Annotated in this window: 17 protein-coding genes, 1 tRNA gene and 1 pseudogene; 8 read left to right on the top strand and 11 right to left on the bottom strand. The window is 64.9% G+C overall.

The window, feature by feature from the left end; genetic code table 11:
• The first annotated feature begins 28 nt into the window (after nt 1-28).
• Both smc and DXY04_RS01990 read left to right on the top strand, forming a co-directional pair.
• On the top strand, nt 29-3,637 hold the full coding sequence (smc, locus tag DXY04_RS01995; RefSeq protein ID WP_115160771.1) for a chromosome segregation protein SMC: 3,609 nt from the start codon (nt 29-31) through the stop codon (nt 3,635-3,637).
• A gap of 90 nt (nt 3,638-3,727) precedes the next feature.
• Nucleotides 3,728-4,831, top strand: a complete 1,104-nt coding sequence (locus DXY04_RS01990; protein WP_371634509.1) for a PRC-barrel domain-containing protein — start codon at nt 3,728-3,730, stop codon at nt 4,829-4,831.
• 25 nt (nt 4,832-4,856) lie between these two features.
• Here DXY04_RS01990 and msrB read toward each other — a convergent pair whose 3' ends face one another.
• From msrB to DXY04_RS01975, 3 genes are all read right to left on the bottom strand, one after another.
• On the bottom strand, nt 4,857-5,258 hold the full coding sequence (gene msrB / locus DXY04_RS01985) for a peptide-methionine (R)-S-oxide reductase MsrB (protein ID WP_115160769.1): 402 nt from the start codon (nt 5,256-5,258) through the stop codon (nt 4,857-4,859).
• Nucleotides 5,259-5,286: 28 nt separating this feature from the next.
• The gene (locus tag DXY04_RS01980; protein ID WP_115160768.1) at nt 5,287-6,570 is read right to left on the bottom strand and encodes a glycosyl transferase; all 1,284 of its coding nucleotides are present in this window, start codon (nt 6,568-6,570) and stop codon (nt 5,287-5,289) included.
• An 11-nt stretch (nt 6,571-6,581) separates the two neighbouring features.
• Nucleotides 6,582-6,663 (bottom strand) — tRNA-Leu (locus DXY04_RS01975).
• Nucleotides 6,664-6,783: 120 nt separating this feature from the next.
• Between DXY04_RS01975 and accC the strand changes: the two genes are divergently transcribed.
• The gene (gene accC / locus DXY04_RS01970) at nt 6,784-8,130 is read left to right on the top strand and encodes an acetyl-CoA carboxylase biotin carboxylase subunit (protein ID WP_115131776.1); all 1,347 of its coding nucleotides are present in this window, start codon (nt 6,784-6,786) and stop codon (nt 8,128-8,130) included.
• A 2-nt stretch (nt 8,131-8,132) separates the two neighbouring features.
• Here accC and DXY04_RS01965 read toward each other — a convergent pair whose 3' ends face one another.
• Nucleotides 8,133-8,453 (bottom strand): YggT family protein, encoded by a 321-nt coding sequence (locus tag DXY04_RS01965; RefSeq protein ID WP_244278548.1) that lies wholly within the window; start codon nt 8,451-8,453, stop codon nt 8,133-8,135.
• 89 nt (nt 8,454-8,542) lie between these two features.
• Here DXY04_RS01965 and psbX point away from each other — a divergent pair, with 89 nt between their 5' ends.
• The 4 genes from psbX to DXY04_RS01945 are packed head-to-tail and all read left to right on the top strand — an operon-like array spanning nt 8,543 to nt 10,656.
• Nucleotides 8,543-8,665 (top strand): photosystem II reaction center X protein, encoded by a 123-nt coding sequence (gene psbX, locus DXY04_RS01960; RefSeq protein ID WP_006851281.1) that lies wholly within the window; start codon nt 8,543-8,545, stop codon nt 8,663-8,665.
• A gap of 49 nt (nt 8,666-8,714) precedes the next feature.
• Complete coding sequence (locus DXY04_RS01955) at nt 8,715-9,647, top strand: Ycf66 family protein (protein WP_115160766.1); 933 nt, start codon at nt 8,715-8,717, stop codon at nt 9,645-9,647.
• Nucleotides 9,648-9,652: 5 nt separating this feature from the next.
• Complete coding sequence (locus tag DXY04_RS01950) at nt 9,653-10,183, top strand: hypothetical protein (protein WP_115160765.1); 531 nt, start codon at nt 9,653-9,655, stop codon at nt 10,181-10,183.
• Nucleotides 10,180-10,656: a hypothetical protein gene (locus DXY04_RS01945; RefSeq protein ID WP_115080593.1), complete on the top strand. Its 477-nt coding sequence runs from the start codon at nt 10,180-10,182 to the stop codon at nt 10,654-10,656. The genes DXY04_RS01950 and DXY04_RS01945 overlap by 4 nt, the downstream gene beginning before the upstream one ends.
• Here the strand turns inward: DXY04_RS01945 and DXY04_RS01940 are convergent, their stop codons facing one another.
• The 3 genes from DXY04_RS01940 to DXY04_RS01930 are packed head-to-tail and all read right to left on the bottom strand — an operon-like array spanning nt 10,657 to nt 13,240.
• Nucleotides 10,657-10,857 (bottom strand): chlorophyll a/b-binding protein, encoded by a 201-nt coding sequence (locus DXY04_RS01940; RefSeq protein ID WP_115160764.1) that lies wholly within the window; start codon nt 10,855-10,857, stop codon nt 10,657-10,659.
• A 9-nt stretch (nt 10,858-10,866) separates the two neighbouring features.
• Nucleotides 10,867-12,843 carry an ABC transporter ATP-binding protein/permease gene (locus DXY04_RS01935; RefSeq protein WP_115160763.1) on the bottom strand — a complete coding sequence of 659 codons (1,977 nt, stop codon included), beginning with the start codon at nt 12,841-12,843 and terminating at the stop codon, nt 10,867-10,869.
• Between the two features lie 55 nt (nt 12,844-12,898).
• Nucleotides 12,899-13,240 carry a histidine triad nucleotide-binding protein gene (locus DXY04_RS01930; RefSeq protein WP_115160762.1) on the bottom strand — a complete coding sequence of 114 codons (342 nt, stop codon included), beginning with the start codon at nt 13,238-13,240 and terminating at the stop codon, nt 12,899-12,901.
• Nucleotides 13,241-13,315: 75 nt separating this feature from the next.
• On the opposite strand from DXY04_RS01930, the pseudogene DXY04_RS01925 reads away from it, so the two are divergent.
• A pseudogene (locus tag DXY04_RS01925) lies at nt 13,316-14,862 on the top strand (YifB family Mg chelatase-like AAA ATPase).
• Here the strand turns inward: DXY04_RS01925 and DXY04_RS12015 are convergent.
• The 4 genes from DXY04_RS12015 to def all read right to left on the bottom strand — a co-directional run bounded on the left by DXY04_RS12015 (nt 14,856) and on the right by def (nt 16,572).
• A complete protein-coding gene (locus DXY04_RS12015; protein WP_170951312.1) occupies nt 14,856-15,005 on the bottom strand; it encodes a hypothetical protein in 150 nt (49 codons plus the stop codon). The pseudogene DXY04_RS01925 and the gene DXY04_RS12015 overlap by 7 nt on opposite strands.
• Before the next feature lie 80 nt (nt 15,006-15,085).
• Entirely contained in the window at nt 15,086-15,715 is a 630-nt protein-coding gene (locus tag DXY04_RS01920; protein ID WP_115160761.1) for a DUF3747 domain-containing protein, read from the bottom strand.
• Nucleotides 15,716-15,765: 50 nt separating this feature from the next.
• Nucleotides 15,766-15,963, bottom strand: coding sequence for a hypothetical protein (locus DXY04_RS01915; RefSeq protein ID WP_115160760.1), 198 nt, complete (start codon nt 15,961-15,963; stop codon nt 15,766-15,768).
• Between the two features lie 3 nt (nt 15,964-15,966).
• Complete coding sequence (gene def / locus DXY04_RS01910) at nt 15,967-16,572, bottom strand: peptide deformylase (protein WP_115160806.1); 606 nt, start codon at nt 16,570-16,572, stop codon at nt 15,967-15,969.
• Between the last annotated feature and the right edge of the window lie 43 nt (nt 16,573-16,615).

Raw genomic sequence — 16,615 nt, 5'->3', positions numbered from 1 at the left:
TTCGACTCTCTGACAGCCCCAGATCCTGTTGGTTCATATCAATCAGGTTGGGCTGACGCACTTCAAGTCGTTCGGCGGAGCGATGACGATCCCTCTTGAAGAGGGATTCACCGTCGTGACCGGACCCAATGGCTCCGGCAAAAGCAACATCCTTGATGGCGTTCTGTTCTGCCTGGGCTTGGCCACCAGTCGTGGCATGCGGGCTGACCGCCTGCCGGACCTGGTCAACAGCGGCATGCTCAAGGCCGGCAAGGCCGCTGAAACAACCGTCAGCGTCCGCTTTGACCTGAGCGACTGGACACCCGATGCCGCCGAGGAAGGCCTGGAGGCACCAGCGGAGGGGCCCTGGATTCAACCGGGACAAACGGAATGGACGGTGACCCGCAAACTGCGGGTGATGCCAGGGGGCTCCTACAGCTCCAGCTACAGCGCCGACGGGGTGCCCTGCAACCTGCAGCAGCTGCAGACCCAGCTGCGCCGCCTTCGGATTGATCCCGAGGGCAGCAACGTGGTGATGCAGGGGGACGTCACCCGCATCGTCTCGATGAGCAACCGCGACCGCCGCGGCCTGATCGATGAACTGGCCGGTGTTGCCCTGTTCGACACCCGGATCGAACAGACCCGCCGCAAGCTCGATGACGTGCAGGAGCGCCAGGAGCGCTGCGGGATCATTGAGCAGGAACTGCTGGCCAGCCGCCAACGGTTGGAGAAGGACTGCGCCAAGGCCCGGCAATACCAGGACTTGCGGGAACGGCTGCAACTGGGACGCCGCCAGGAGATGGTGCTGGCCTACGAAGCCGCCCAGCAGGCCCTCAAGGATCTGGCCACGCGCCAACAGGCGCTGGAAGCCCAGGAACAGAGGGACGCCGCGGCCATTGCCAGCGGCCGAGAGCAGCTGAACAAGGCCGTGGCCGAACTGGACTTGCTCCAGGAGCAGGTGAAGGCCCTTGGGGAAGACCAGCTGCTGGCGGTTCAGGCGGAACTGGCTGGCCTCGACACCAGCAGCCGTGAACTGGAGCGCCATGCCAGCCTCCACCAGGACGAAGGCCAGAAACTGCAGGCGCAGCGCCAGGACCTCGCCACCCGTCGCCAGCAGTGGCAGCTGCAATCACGGGAACTGGAACGCGATCCCCATCAAGACGCCCTCAGCGCCGCCGAAGACAACTGCAAGGCCGCTGAAGCCGCGGTGGAAATGTCCCGCCGCCGGCTGGCGGATGTGGCGGGCCGCTCCGGCGCCTGGGTGGAGGAACAGAAGCGCCGCAGCGGTCGCCGGCAGGAGTTGCAAAGCAGCGTCGCTCCCTTACTGGAGGAGCAGCAGCAGTTGCAGGAACGGCTGCGCCAGGAACGGGAACGGCTGGAAGAGCTCACCCAGGAGCAGCACCAGGACGGCGCCGACGGCGACGCCGTGCAGCAACAGCTCGCAACCCTGGAGGAGACCTGGCAAACCCTGCTGCAAGCCATTGCCGACGGCAAGCAAGAGCTCCAGCAGACAGCCGAATCACTGGCCATCCAACAGCGCACCCGCAGCCGGCTGGAGCAGGAGCAGACCCGCTTGGAACGGGAGATCGCTCGGCTGGAGAGCCGGCGGGATGCCCTTCAGGAAAGTCGCGGCACCGGAGCCCTGCGCCTGCTGCTGGAGGCCGGCCTCGATGGCATCCACGGTCCTGTGGCCCAGCTGGGAGAGGTGGAGGATCGCCATCGCCTCGCTCTGGAAGTGGCCGCGGGGGCCCGTCTCGGCCAGGTGGTGGTCGACGACGACCGCATCGCCGCCCGCGCCATCGAACTGCTCAAGAGCCGCCGTGCTGGCCGGCTCACCTTCCTGCCCCTGAACAAGATCCGCGCGCCAGGGGGCGGGGGCTCTTCAGCCGCCTTTGCCCGGGGTGCACGCCCCGGTGGGGACAGCGGTGCCGGCCTGATCGGCCGGGCCGTGGAACTGGTGCGCTTCGAACCGGTCTATGACCAGGTGTTTGCTTACGTCTTCGGCGACACCTTGGTGTTCTCCGACCTGGCGAGCGCCCGTCAACAACTGGGCCGCTCCAGGGCGGTGACCCTGGATGGGGAGCTGCTGGAGAAGAGCGGCGCCATGACCGGCGGCAGTTTCTCCCAGCGCAGCAGCAGCCTCAGCTTCGGCCGCAGCAGCGATCAGGACGAAGCTGAACCCCTGCGGCGGCGCCTGCTGGAACTGGGGGAATCCCTGGTGGCCTGCCGGCGGGAGGAGTCGAAGCTGGCCCAACTGATCGAACAGCAGAAACCCCAGCTGCGCGAACTGGAAAAGCAACAGGCGGCCTTGATCGCCGAGCGCAATGCCGCCCGGCGCAACCACGGCCCCCTGCTCGAGCGCAGCCGCCAGCGGGCCGAACGGCTCAGCAAATTGCAGCAGGACCAGACCGAGCAACAGCAGCGGCTCGAAGCCATCAGCACTGCACTCACCCCACTTACCGCGGAACTGCAGGCCTTGGATGAGGCGGAGCGCAACAGCGGCAACAACGACGATGCAGCCGCCTGGGCCCAACTTCAGACGGAACAGGAAGCCGCCGACCAAGGGCTGGAGGCGGCCCGCCGCGAGCGCGACCAGCTGCTGAATGCCCGCCGCGAGCGGCAGCTGGCGATGGAACGCCTAGGGGATCAAGAAAAGGCTCTGGCCGCCGAAGAAACCCGCTTGCAGGAGGCGGTGAAGGCCCTCGCCAGTGCCCATGGGGCCTGGCGCCAGCAGCAGAGCGACCTCCAGGAGAAGCGCAAAGAGCTCGAGCAGCAGCAGACCGACCTGCAGGAGCGCTTCGGCAGCCAGCGCCGGGCCCGGGACGCCGCGGAAGCCGAGGTGGGCCGCCAGCGTCAGGCCCTGCAGCAGGCCGAATGGAATCTGGAGCGGCTCAAGGAAGACCGTGAAGGATTGATTGAAGAACAGCGCAGCGGTGCGGTGCGCCTGCAGGAGATGGAACAGGCCCTGCCGGACCCGAGGCCGGAGATCCCGGAAGCCCTGCGGCTGGCGGGCTTGGAAGCCTTGCAGACCGATCTGCAGGCCATCCAGCAACGCATGGAAGCGCTGGAGCCCGTGAACATGCTGGCGCTGGAGGAACTCGAGGCCCTCGAAGAGCGGCTCAACGAACTCAACGAACGGCTCGAGGTGCTCAACAGCGAGCGGGAGGAACTGCTGCTGCGGATCGAAACCGTGGCCACCCTGCGCCAGGACGCCTTCATGGAAGCCTTCACCGCCGTGGATGGCCATTTCCGCGAGATCTTTGCCTCGCTCTCCGATGGTGATGGCCACCTGCAACTGGAGAACCCGGAGGAGCCCCTGGAAGGTGGCCTCACCCTGGTGGCCCATCCCAAGGGCAAAACCGTGCGGCGCCTGGCATCGATGTCGGGGGGAGAGAAATCACTCACCGCCTTGAGCTTCCTGTTCGCCCTGCAGCGCTTCCGGCCGTCGCCGTTCTATGCCCTCGACGAGGTGGACAGCTTCCTCGACGGCGTCAATGTGGAGCGCCTGGCGGCTCTGATCGCCCGTCAGGCCGAGGCAGCCCAATTCATGGTGGTCAGCCACCGCCGCCCGATGATCGGCGCAGCCAAGCGCACGATCGGGGTGACCCAGGCCCGCGGCGCCCACACCCAGGTGGTGGGTTTACCGGATGCCGCCTGAACGATCGGAGTTTTCGCTGTGCAATCTGAACGTGACAGGCGGAACCCCTGCGCCACAATGGTCTGAATGTCCATGGCCGAGGGCCCGCGCTTGACCCCGACCCCTACCCCAAACGACGCCATCACCACTGGCATACCCAGCGATCGCCTCTGGTTGCGCTCCGAACTGATGGGCACTCAGGTGATCACCCGTGACACCGGCCGCCGTCTTGGGGTGGTGGGTGAAGTGATCGTCGATATCGACCGCCGTGAAGTGGTGGCTGTGGGGCTGCGGGACAACCCCTTAACCCGTTTCCTGCCCGGCCTGCCGCGCTGGATGCCGCTGGACCGGATCCGTCAGGTGGGCGACGTGATCCTGGTGGATTCGGCCGACTCCCTCAGCGAAAACTTCAACCCTGAGCGCTACAGCCGGGTGATCAACTGCCAGGTGATCACCGAGTCCGGTGAACAGCTGGGGCGGGTGCTCGGCTTTGCCTTTGACATCGAGACCGGCGAGCTCACCACCCTGGTGATGGGCGCCCTTGGCGTGCCCCTGCTGGGGGAAGGGGTGCTGAGCACCTGGGAAATGCCGGTGGAGGAGATCGTCAGCAGCGGGCCGGACCGGATCATTGTTTACGAGGGTGCCGAAGACAAGCTCAAACAGCTGAACAGCGGCGTTCTGGAAAAACTTGGCGTCGGTGGCCCCAGCTGGGAAGAACAGGAGCGGGAGCGCTACCGGGTCAACCTGGTGCCCGTGGAAAATCAGCTCACCTCCGGACAACCCCAGGAGCAGGAGCAACGGCGTCTCCAGGCTTCAGAAGCCGAGCGGTTTGAGGCTGATGCAGAACTGGAATATGTGGAGCTGGAGGACCGGCGGCAGGAGTCGATGCAGCAACGCCGTTACCTCGATGAGCCCCAGAGGTACGACGAGCAGCGCTACGCCGAACCTGCCCGCTACGACGAGCGGCCGGCTGAGCAAGCACAGACCTACAACGAGCCCGCACCCTTCGATCAGCAGCCTGCCTACGAGGAACAGCCTGCCTACGAGGAACAGCCTGCTTATGAGGAACAGCCCGCCTACGAGGAACAGCCTCCGCGGCGTGCCGTGCCAGCCTCCCGCCGCGCGGTTCAGCAGTCGGGCGAACCCCTGGATGTGGAACCGATGGAAGATGCAGCGCCCCAGCGCCGGAGCCAGGATCTCGACGATCCCTGGTGAATCAGCCTGAGGCGCCGACAGGTGTTCAGGACGCCTTGAAGTTCAACGATGCACTGTTGACGCAGTAGCGCTGACCCGTGGGCGCGGGACCATCGGAGAAAACATGCCCGAGGTGGGCATCACATTGAGCGCAGTTGATTTCGGTGCGCACCATCCCGTGGGTCAGATCCTCTTTGGTGGTGATCGCCTCGGAACTCACACCGTCCCAGAAGCTGGGCCAACCCGTGCCCGAATCGAACTTGGTCTCAGAGCTGAACAGCGGCGCACCACAGCAAACGCAGTGGTACATCCCCGTGGCCTTGTTGTTCCAGTAAGCCCCGGTGAACGCCCGCTCGGTACCGCCGCAGCGAGCCACCTGGAACTGCTCCGGCGTCAGGGATTGCTTCCACTCCTCGGCGCTGCGTTCGACCGGATTGGACGGGGACATGGTCGTCGGAACCAGAGTGGGGCGCAGCCTAGGAAGCGTTGAGCTCTCGGGGAAGCAAACCCCTCACCTCGGCGGCCAATGCGGCCACCGCCCCGGGTTCTCCCCGCAACGCCTGGAGGTCCTGGCGCTGGCCCTCAAGCCGCTCGGGAGCGTTCAGCCAATCGCAGGCCTCCGTCGCAATCTCCTCCGGGGTGATCGCCCCCACCCGCTCCGGCACCACAGCACGGCCTGCACTGATGTTGGGCCAAGCCATCAACCCGTTGTTGCGCAAACGCCAGAGGGTCAACAGAACCCCGATCAGACGTCGCAGACCCGGCAGACGCGCCAGCAGCCCCAGCCCGCCGTCCCAGGCCTGCATCACCTCCAGGTGCTGGGTGGGAACAATCACGATCATCGGCACCGCAAGGGCACCGAGTTCGGCCGTGTTGGCGCCGACCGTGGTCAGGGCCAGGGCGCACTGGCTCAGGGGGCCATGGGCCGGATGCTGCTCCAGCAGACGAATCCGTGTGCCCGCACCCGTCACCAACTCCGTCACCGACTCCCCTTGCTCCACCGAAGCAACGGAGGCGCCATAGCGGGCAGCAATCGGGTTGGATGCCCCGGCGAAACGCAGCAGCTCATCAACGCTGGTGGTGGGAGCCAGCGGCAGCAAAAAACGGCATCCGGGTTGCAATCGGGCCAAACGGTCGGCGGTGTCGAGCAGAAATGGCATGCCGACGCTCAACTTGGCCGGCTTCGATCCCGGCAACAGGGCCACCCACTGGCCCTCGGGGAGAGGCTCCTCGCGGCGAGCGAAGGACGACAGATCCGCCATCAGATCACCGACCACGCGGCACCGGGACTGGTAACGGACCGGCAGCTGACGCCGCACCGCGTCCGACATCGCCGCAATCCGATCGTTCCAGCCCGGCCAACGCGCCACCCACTCGGCATAGGTGATATGGCGGTAGCCGAGACGAGCCGAAAGCAGAACAGTCCAGAACTGATCACCGCCCAGGAACACCACCACACCCTTCTGCGGCCATGGGCCGTAGCGCTGGGGACGCAGCAGCAGCGACCAGAAGCGGCCTGCCGGCACGATGCGATCGAACAAGCCCCAGGGCTCTGCGGCCGCACGCTCCTGGCCCGTGGCATTGGGGCAGGGCACCAACACCAGCTGCAGGGACGCTGGTGCGCTCTGAGACCGGGGGCGCAGGCGAAGGCTGGCGTGCAGCCGTTCGGCCAGGGGTCGAACCCAGGTGGTCAGTTCACCGGGACCGTTCGAAACGAGAACAACGGCCGGTCCTGGTTCTGCTGCGCGGGGACGGGCCAAAGAAAAAAAAATGCGGATGGCGAGACTTGAACTCGCAAGGCCGAAGCCACACGCCCCTCAAACGTGCGTGTCTACCAATTCCACCACATCCGCGTGGTCGACTTCACCGCTCGGGTGCTGTCGAGGTCAGATCATACCGGGCGGGGTCTTCGCTCCTCGGCAACTTCGGTCGGCGCTGATACGATCCGGCGTCAGGCCTGAACATGCTGCGGGATGCCCATCGGCAAAGTGCTGATCGCCAACCGCGGCGAGATTGCCCTCCGGATCATTCGAAGCTGCCGCGAGCTCGGCATCGCCACCGTGGCGGTGTACAGCTCCGTTGATAAGGACGCTCTGCATGTGCAGCTCGCCGATGAAGCGGTCTGCGTGGGCGAAGCCCTGAGCAGCAAGAGCTACCTCAACATTCCCAACATCCTGGCGGCCGCCACCTCCCGCGGTGCTGACGCCATCCACCCCGGCTACGGCTTCCTGGCGGAGAACGACAAGTTCGCCGAGATGTGCCGTGATCACGGCCTCACCTTCGTTGGGCCGTCCCCCCACGCGATTCGCTCGATGGGGGACAAGTCGACCGCCAAATCGACCATGCAATCGGTGGGTGTTCCCACGGTGCCCGGCAGCGAGGGTCTGCTCAGCAGCACCAGCCAGGCGGCCGCCCTGGCCGAGGAAATGGGCTATCCCGTGATGATCAAAGCCACCGCTGGCGGTGGTGGTCGCGGAATGCGCCTCGTACCGGACGCCAGCCAGCTGGAGAGCCTGTACAAAGCGGCCCAGGGGGAGGCGGAAGCCGCCTTCGGCAACCCCGGCCTCTACATGGAGAAATTCATCGATCGGCCCCGCCACGTGGAAGTGCAGGTTCTGGCCGACCGCCACGGCAACGTGGTTCACCTGGGTGAACGGGACTGCTCGATTCAGCGCCGTCACCAGAAACTGCTGGAGGAGGCCCCCAGCCCGGCCCTGGATCCCGACCTGCGCCGCCGCATGGGCGAAGCCGCCGTTGCTGCCGCCCGAAGCATCAATTACGAGGGCGCCGGAACGGTGGAATTCCTGCTGGATCGCAGCGGCGGCTTCTACTTCATGGAGATGAACACCCGGATCCAGGTGGAGCATCCGGTGACTGAGATGGTGACGGGTGTGGATCTGATCGCTGAGCAGTTGCGCATCGCCGGTGGCGAACCCATCAGCGTGCGCCAGGAAGACATCCAGCTCACCGGCCATGCGATCGAATGCCGGATCAACGCTGAGGATGCCCGGCACAACTTCCGTCCCGCACCCGGACGCATCACCGGATGGCTGCCCCCCGGCGGACCGGGTGTGCGCGTCGACAGCCACGTCTACACGGGCTACGACATCCCGCCCTTTTACGACTCCCTGATCGGCAAGCTGATCGTGTGGGGCAAGGACCGCGACCACGCCATGACCCGGATGAAGCGGGCCCTAAATGAATGTGCCGTCACCGGGATTCCAACCACGGTGGAATTCCATCTGGAGATGCTGGATCGGCCGGAGTTCATCAACGGCGACGTGCACACCAAATTTGTGGAGCAGGAGATGCTCCCCTGAGCTCAGGCCACTGCCTGGGCGTTCATCAGGATTTGAGAAAGCAGCCCCTGCTGGCCAACCAGCAACTCACGCACGAGGCTGATCAAGCCCACCCAGATCACTGGAGTGACGTCGACTCCACCGATCGGTGCGATCACGCGGCGGCTCACCGAGAGCACAGGTTCCGTTGGCCATGCCACCAGGGGCCAGGCGCCCTTGCTCAGATCGACCTGGGGGTACCAGGTGAGCACGATGCGCAGCAGAAACGCCAGGGTCCAGGCCGCTAGCAGCAAGCCCAGAAGCAAATGGAGGACTGGCAGGGCCTGCAGCAGCAGCGGCGTCACAAAGCTCAAAGCAAATCGTCCCCTCATCGTAGAAAGACGGCATCGCTTCTTAAGATCGGCGCGGCTTTGAAGCAGACGGCAGCAACCCCATGACCCCCTCCCTCTCCAACTTCCTGAGCAGCCTCCTTTGGGGAGGTGTGATCGTCGTGATTCCTGCCTCCATCGCCCTGTTCCTGCTGAGCCAGACCGACCAGGTCGACCGCAAGCTCTGATCCGCCCCTGGCGCCCCTCGTAGACTGACTCCCAAGCGGGAGCAGAGCTTTGGTTAACGCCAGTCTCAATTGGGCCAGCATCGTCGGCATCGTTTTGGCCGTCGGCGGCGCTCTGCTCTATTTCATGCGGTCGTTCAAGCCCGCCTTGGCGCGGGACTACGACGTGTTCTTTGCAGCCATCGGGCTGCTATGCGGCGGCATCCTGTTCTTCCAGGGATGGCGCCTCGACCCGATTCTTCAGTTCGGCCAGTTCCTTTTGGCGGGAACCACCGTGTTCTTCGCCTACGAGAGCGTGCGACTGCGCGGCGTAGCGACGGAGCAGGCCCGGCGTTCCGCCTATTTCGATGACGAACCAGCACCGGCCCGGGGCGGAGGCCCGGGGGGCCTACGGGGCGGCTGGGATGACGGCGGTTACGACCGTTTTGATGAGCCCCAGCCAGTGCGGCGACGTTTCTCGGGCCGTGACGATGACGCCGAAGAACGGCCGGAAGAGGAGTTCTACCGGCCACGCCGCGCCAGCCGTGCCGCCATTCCTGAGGAAGCCGCCAGCCGTCGCTCAACAGACCGTGATCAGGGCGATTCCGGCTGGGGCCAAAACGACGAGCGCTCCCGCCGCATGGCTCGCTTCCGTGCCGGAGAAGCCCGGGATGAACGACGCCCCGACTTTGGCTCCAGGCGAACGGATCGAGACGAACAACGCCGCGGCAGCCGTCCCGTGGGGCGGCCTGAGCGTCCTTCCGGCGCACCCGCTCCCTCAGGAGCCGAGGATGCCGCCTTTTCCCCCAGCCGCGGTTCAACGCCGAGCAGTGCGGCCCCGAACCGGGGACGCCCCAGCGCCGACGGGAGTGCAGCAAGCGATTCCAGGCGATCCGCTGAACCGCCCCTGGCCTCGAACCGACCCAGCAGCAACCGACAACCCCCCCGCAGCTCACGGCCTTCGTCCGGCAGACCACGTGACAACAGCTCCCGCTTCGACGACTGAGCCAGTTGCCTCGTCTGCTGCTGATCCTGCTCGCCAGCCTGGCGCTGGTAGGCTGCAACGGTCGTAGTGAACGGGCCGGTGGTGGCTTGCTCGCCACCAGTCAGCAGGCCCCGGCCCTAAGTGGCAGTGGTGAGTGGCTGGCGGTCGTCAGCGATCGCGGCGGCCGACCCACGGTGCAGCTGCGCCGCCTGAGCGACGGATCGGTTGTCTCCGTTCCCCAGCTGAGCCGACATCAGCCCCACAGCTCGCCATCCCTGAGCTGGAACGGCCGTTACCTGGCAGCGATCACCCAGCGGGGGCGCCGCCGACTCGCGGTGGTGACCGACCGCCTGAACGGACGCATGCACCCCCTGCCGCTGCCGGGGGGGAGGGACCCGGTGCAGCTCAGCCTGGCGCCGGATGCCCAGCAGATCGCCCTGCAGGTGACGGATCAGGGGAGGTGGCGCGTGGAACTGCTGGATCTGAGTGATCTGCTCGAGCCGGACCGTCCTCCGGGACAGAGCCTCTCCACACCGGCGCTGTCGTCAGAGCCATGATCCGCGTCGCTCTGCTTTTCAGCCTGGTGTTGGTGAGCGGGTGCAGCAGCCCCAGGCCCACTCCCCGGCCCGACCTCAACGGCCTGCTGCGTCAATCCGTGAACAGCCGTCGGGATCCCTCCCTGGGGGGACGCTGGCTGGCCAGCCTGGGCCAACGCAATGGGCGGGAGCGGGTCGAACTGATCGACCTGCGCAGCCGTAGCCCCGTCCCGTTGCCGGGCCTCAACCGTGCTGATGCCCAACCGATCAGCGTCAGCGTCAGTGCCGATGGACAACGCCTGGCCGTGGTCCAGCAACGGGAGGACCGCACGGAACTGGTGCTCTACCGGCGCAACGTCGGGGCGACGCAACGGCTGCCCCTGGACCCACCGGGGGTGCCCCGCAGCGTCAGCCTGGATGGCTCGGGCCGGCGGCTGGCGGTGCAGGTGAGCCGGAACGGACGCTGGGATGTGGATCTGATCCGCCTGCCCTGATCAGGGCAGCAGCCCCGCCCAGTGCAGAAAGGTGTCGCCGCTGAGCACCTCGATCAGCAGCACCGCCACAAAACCCACCATGGCGAAGCGGCCATTCACCCGCTCGGCATAGCCACTCCAGCCGAAGGCAGGCACATCTTTGGTGGTGGCGGACGTCTCCGGAACGGACGTGGTGTCAGGGGTCTCGCTGGTGGAGGTCATCCGGCCGGTTCAAGAACGCCCGAAGTCATAGCTGGTCGCCGGGATCAGCCGCCAGTCGTGATCACCGCTGAGCTCCAGAACGGTGTCATGGAAGTCCTTCAGGGTTGGCCGGTGACCCACGCTGATGAACGCCACCTCCCGATCCCGCAATAGGGAATAAAGGCGGGATTCGGTCTCAACATCGAGGGCACTGGTGGCTTCATCCAGCACCACGACCTTGGGCGAATTGAGCAGCAGCCGCGCAAAGGCCAGTCGCTGCTGTTCACCCAGAGAGAGCAGGCGCGGCCAGTCCTGCTTGATGTCGAGGTCGGGATAGCGCTGCAGAAGTTTGCCCAACATCACCTGATCCAAAACCGCCCGTAGCTGTTCATCGCTGAAACGGGCCTGATCGAGGGGATAACAAAGCTGTTCGCGCAGAGATCCCAGTGCCATGTAGGGCTTCTGGGGGATGAAAAGGAGATCGCCCTGCCCCGGGGAATAAACGGTGCCCGTCGGCGAGCCCCACAGGCCACTCACCACCCGCAGCAGCGAGGTCTTGCCACAGCCGGAGGGTCCCACCACCAACAACCCTTCAGCGTTGCCCAAGGAAAAACTGAGGTCGCGCACCAGCACGTTGTCGGTGCGCGGTGTTTTGACCGTCACCCCCTGCAGCGCCAGGCGCTCAGAGGCCACAATCCGCGGCACGTAATCACTCCACTCCTCCGGATCGAGGTTGGAGATGTTGGATTGAAAGCCTTCCAGCCGGTTGATCGATGCAGAGAACCGGGCCAGGGCTTCAATGTTGTAGATGATGAAAAACAACGATCCCTCAACCAGGTTGTAGGCGACGTTCGCCTGGGCGAAGCCGCCGTAATCCATCTCCCCGGCGAGAATCGGTGCCGCAAGGATCAGATAGGGGATGAAATTGCTGGCGTAAATGCTGGAGCGCTGCAGCACCCGCAGCAGCACTTCCCAGACAATCAGCAAATTGAAGTTTTCAACGACGGTGGCCAGGCGACGCGTCACCTCCTTGGCTTCCTGCTGCTCTCCGGCGTAGAAGGCAATCGATTCGGCGTTGTCGCGCACCCGCACGAGGCCATAGCGGTAATCCGCCTCAAAACGCAGCTGGAAGTTGTTCAACCGCACCAACTTGCGGCCAGCCACAATCATCAGGACAGACACCCCGGATGCATAGGCCAGAAGGGCAAAGGTAAGCCCCTCACTCACCGAATAAAGGATGAGGATGTTGAGGGAAAAGGTGAGGATCGAATCAAAAATATTCAGCGCAAAACCAAGGGCCTGTGCCGTGAAATCACGCACATCCTCGGAAATTCGCTGATCAGGATTATCAACATTGGTGGCCGCTTCATCATTGGGATTGAGCACGTAATAGGCCCGATCCCGCAGGTAATCGTCCACCAGGCTCAGCGACAACCATTCGCGCCAGAACAGCCCAAGTTTCTGGGTGAAATAAAACTGCAGGCTGCGAATCGGCAGTGCCACAGCAAAACAGGCGCCGTAGATCCAGAGGTTGCGATACGACGCATCGCCATCCCTGGCGATCAACGCATTGGTCAGATCCCTGGCGAGGAATGTGATGCCGGCGTTGATGCCGTTCACGCTCAACAGCATCAGGATGATCAGGCCGAGAAACAGCCAAGGCAACCAGCGGCGATGCCTGAGTTGGCCCCGCACGGAGGCAAACACCACAGCCCCCAGCACGAACAGGGCACTGATGCCCGCCCCCCATCCACGGGACCAGAGCATGGCCAGGGACGACTGGACGCCACCGAGGTACTGGCCGGACAACTCCGGAAACAGCCACGACAGGCCGTTCATCAAGCCGGTGACCAGGAACAGCACGATCCCGGCCACACAGAAGAGCAGGCTCACCAGCAGTCCAACGAACTGCCAGCCGTTGTCTTCGGTGTAGGGAAAGAAGTAGGGCTGCGAAAGCCGACGCAGCTTGGCGGCCTGATTACGCAAGTTCTGAAGCTGGTGGGTCATGCCGCTGCTGAACTGTGCTCAGTCTGGCTGTCGCCGCGCCGCTTCGCCGCTGACCTCAACCGGGGGGCCACGCCAGAGGACGTCCACCGATCACGTGCACATGGAGGTGAAAGACCGTTTGGCCAGCACCGGCGCCACTGTTGATCACCGTGCGGAAATCGTCCAGGCCCTCCTGTTTGGCCACGCGGGCAGCCACCAGCAAGAGATGGCCCAGCAGGGCCGCATCCTCAGCAGCACCGGAGCGCAGGCTCTCGATCGCCTTGCGCGGAATCACCAGCACATGAACGGGTGCCTGGGGCGCGACATCGCGAAAGGCCAGACACTGCTCATCGCTGTAGACCTCATCGCACGGGATCTCGCCACGAAGGATCTTCCCGAAGATCGTGTCGTCTGCCATGGACCTTGAAAACGAGGGAACAGCCGGACCGGTGTGACAGCAGGGGCATGAATCTCCTGCGTCACCCTCCACAGAATGCTGGCACGTTGTCTCAGTGCATCCCTGCAAGGTCTGGAGGCCAGACCGGTGGTGGTGGAGGTGGATCTCGCCCCGGGCCTGCCGGGCGTTCAGCTGGTGGGTCTGCCGGACAAGGCCATTCAGGAATCACGGGAGCGGGTCCGATCCGCCCTGCGCAACAGCGGCTTCCGCGGCCCCCTGGTGCGCGTGGTGATCAACCTGGCTCCGGCCGATCTGCGCAAGAAGGTCCTTCCTTTGACCTCCCCATCGCCCTGGCCCTGTTGGTGGCCAGCGGGCAACTCGCCCGCCCTCAGCTGGAGGGCCTCTGGTGTGCGGGCGAATTGGGGCTCGACGGCAGCCTCAGGCCCTGTCGCGGGGTGATTGCCCTTGCTGCAAAGGCCCAGCAGCACAAGGCCCAAGCCCTGGTAGTTCCTCCTGAGAACGCCCAGGAGGCCAGCCTGATTGAGGGGCTCACCATCCGCACCGCCGCCAACCTGCGCACGCTGGTGGAGCAGCTGAAAGGCGAGCGCCCCTGGCCGGCGACCGGTGGCAGCAGCACCCGATCCTCAACCCAGCCAACCAAGCCGGCGTCTTGGCCCTGCCTGGACAGCAGCCTGGCCTCCCGCGCCCTGGCCCTCTCGGCAGCCGGCGGCCACCATCTGCTGCTCGTGGGTCCCCCCGGCTGCGGCAAGACCCGCCTGGCCCATCAACTGCCGCGACTGCTGCCGGCCCTGAACCGCAAGGAAGCGCTCTCCATCACGCGCATCCATTCCGTCGCCGGCCAACTGCATGGCATCGATCAACTGCAGCAGCAGCGCCCCTTTCGATCGCCGCACCACAGCTGCTCAGCAGCCGCCTTGCTCGGCGGCGGACGCTCACCCCGTCCTGGGGAGGTGAGCCTGGCCCACGGTGGCGTGCTCTTCCTTGATGAGCTGGCGGAATTTCCGCGGGCGGTCCTGGATCAATTGCGGCAGCCCCTGGAGGACGGCGCCGTGCAGATCAGCCGCTCCCAGCAGAGCACGGTGTTCCCGGCCCTGGTCACCCTGGTGGCCGCCACCAATCCCTGCCCCTGCGGCTGGCATGGCGACCGCGACCATGGCTGTCGCTGCAGCATCAGCCAGCGCCAGCGCTACTGGCAGCGGCTCTCCGGCCCGCTCTTGGATCGGCTCGATCTGCAACTGCGGCTGGAACGGCGCTCCGCCAAGGAGGTGGCAGCGGTGCTGAAGCAGCCCAGCCCAACGCAAGCTGCAGCGTCCTGGTGCACCCCCGCACAAATTGAACGAGCCCGGCAGCGGATGCAGAGGCGCAATCCGGGTGGAGACAGCAACGGGCGGCTGTCGGCAGCAGCGCTGCGGCGGACCGGAGCCATCGAGGCTGCGGCACTCGAGCTCTGGGAACAGCTGATCAACCAGCGTGGGCTGAGCACACGCAGCGGCCTTCAACTGTTGCGCGTGGCGCGCACCATTGCCGATCTCAACGACCGGGCCAGCGTCGATCGAAACGCCGTGGCGGAAGCGAGTTGCTTCCGCTGCACTGATCTGCTCAAGCAGCCTGGTGCTCAGTAGTCGCGGGCTCGCTTGTCGGGCGTGTCCCGGTAGGGCTGGGTGCCGATCGGCGGGGGCTGGAGATGGCGGTCGTTGAACGAACCCAGGGCATGGGTCATCGCTTCACCGAACCACTGGAACCACTGAACAACCATTGTTTTCATCACGTCCTCCGGGGTCTGTCTTCAGTGTGAAATCACTGACAGAGGACGACAACAGGTGTTTTCACCGGTTCTGGGCCAGCTCAGTAGGACGGAGCTACGGAACTCTCACTCTGTTCAGTCTCAACCGGCTCGCTGGCTGGGCTGGATCCGGCCACTGGCGCACTGTCCCGATAGACATAGAGATGGCCGAGGCTCTTCTTGCCGTAGGCCCGTCGCTTCAAGGTCCAGCCCGGCTCAAGCTTGAGCTGAACGAATCCGCTGGCGGCGCCACCGGCCCGAGCCACGATCATGGTCGGTTGGGAGGGATTCTTGGTGGGCGTGGCCAGCAATTCAATATCCCGACCGGTGTTCACCACGCTGAGCCGGTAGCGGGTGCCGAGGTCGTCACCACCGATCCGCAGGGAGTAGCCATTGCCATCGATGTAGCGGTTGCAGACCCCGCTGAAATCAAACGTGGACAACAAGGGATCGACCATGGCCGGTGATCCCGCAGCCACAGCGAAACAGGGGCGTTTTGTGGTGCGCTGCTCGTAGATGTTCAACTGAGAACGCTCGCCCTGCCCAATCGGGGCCGACACCAAGACGAACTTGCTCAACTCCACGGGCACCGCCGTGAACAGCGAACCCTGGGCCAGGGCCACCGGTGCAGAGGTCGCTGCGAGAGCGAGGCCGGCAGCGGCCACGGTTCGAAAGCGTGCCATCACGTCCATGGAGGAACTGAGCGGATCGTAAAAGTGATGCCTGGATCGGTGGCCCCCAATCAGGCCGGTTTGTTCAGGCGAATGGCGAACAGCAAGGTCCCCACGGTTCCAGGGGCCGCCAGGGCCAGGATCCAGCTGGTGGTTTTGACCCCGAGGTCGGGATCGCCGTAGGCCAGTTCAAACACACATCCGGTGCTGGCGATACCTAGAACACAGGCGAGGGCCAGAAAAACGCCGGCCAGGGGGTTCATCGGCATAACTCAGGCGACGCTCCGCACATCTTGGCGCTGGAAGCCCTTCTCCTTGAGCTCCTTCTGCAGACCGTCTTCATCAGTGACGCGATCGACAAACAACACGCCATTGAGATGATCCATCTCGTGCTGAATGCAACGGGCCATCAGGCCATCGGCCTTCATCTTCCTGGGCCGACCCATCTCATCGCGGAAGCTCAGTTCAATCGCGGTGGGGCGCACCACATCGAGATACACCCCGGGGATGCTGAGACAGCCCTCTTCGTAGGTGTCGAGCCCGGCGCTGGCCGCCGTGATCTCCGGATTGATCAGCACCAGGGGCGGCGTGGCTGCATTCTCCAGATCCAGATCAATCACCAGGAGCTGCTGGTGAATCCCCACCTGAGGAGCCGCCAGGCCAATGCCCTTGGCGGTGTACATGCTGCGCAGCATGTCGCGGGCCAGCTCCCGCACCTGCTCGTTCACCTTGCCGATGCGGCGCGCGGACTGCCGCAACACCTCATCGCCCAGGGTGTGAATCTCCAGCGGCGGGGTTTCCAGGGCCGTCTTGGGCACCAGCATCGTGTCCCGCGACTTATCGGCCTGACGGGCCAACTCTGCAAAGCTTCCTGCCAAGACCAACGCCGCGTTGATCCAGCATGGTAAGCGGCCTGAATCA

Source organism: Synechococcus sp. UW86 (assembly GCF_900474085.1).
Classification (GTDB): Bacteria; Cyanobacteriota; Cyanobacteriia; order PCC-6307; family Cyanobiaceae; genus Parasynechococcus.
This window is presented reverse-complemented; position numbering and strand designations above follow the sequence as displayed.

What these genes read in the sequence shown, in the direction of transcription:
- psbX (WP_006851281.1), top strand. Translation starts at nt 8,543, where the DNA reads ATGACCCCCTCCCTCTCCAACTTCCTGAGCAGCCTCCTTTGGGGAGGT.
- DXY04_RS01935 (WP_115160763.1), bottom strand. Translation starts at nt 12,843, where the DNA reads ATGACCCACCAGCTTCAGAACTTGCGTAATCAGGCCGCCAAGCTGCGT.
- DXY04_RS01920 (WP_115160761.1), bottom strand. Translation starts at nt 15,715, where the DNA reads ATGGACGTGATGGCACGCTTTCGAACCGTGGCCGCTGCCGGCCTCGCT.
- DXY04_RS01930 (WP_115160762.1), bottom strand. Translation starts at nt 13,240, where the DNA reads ATGGCAGACGACACGATCTTCGGGAAGATCCTTCGTGGCGAGATCCCG.
- accC (WP_115131776.1), top strand. Translation starts at nt 6,784, where the DNA reads ATGCCCATCGGCAAAGTGCTGATCGCCAACCGCGGCGAGATTGCCCTC.
- DXY04_RS12015 (WP_170951312.1), bottom strand. Translation starts at nt 15,005, where the DNA reads ATGAAAACAATGGTTGTTCAGTGGTTCCAGTGGTTCGGTGAAGCGATG.
- DXY04_RS01940 (WP_115160764.1), bottom strand. Translation starts at nt 10,857, where the DNA reads ATGACCTCCACCAGCGAGACCCCTGACACCACGTCCGTTCCGGAGACG.
- msrB (WP_115160769.1), bottom strand. Translation starts at nt 5,258, where the DNA reads ATGTCCCCGTCCAATCCGGTCGAACGCAGCGCCGAGGAGTGGAAGCAA.
- DXY04_RS01915 (WP_115160760.1), bottom strand. Translation starts at nt 15,963, where the DNA reads ATGCCGATGAACCCCCTGGCCGGCGTTTTTCTGGCCCTCGCCTGTGTT.
- DXY04_RS01945 (WP_115080593.1), top strand. Translation starts at nt 10,180, where the DNA reads ATGATCCGCGTCGCTCTGCTTTTCAGCCTGGTGTTGGTGAGCGGGTGC.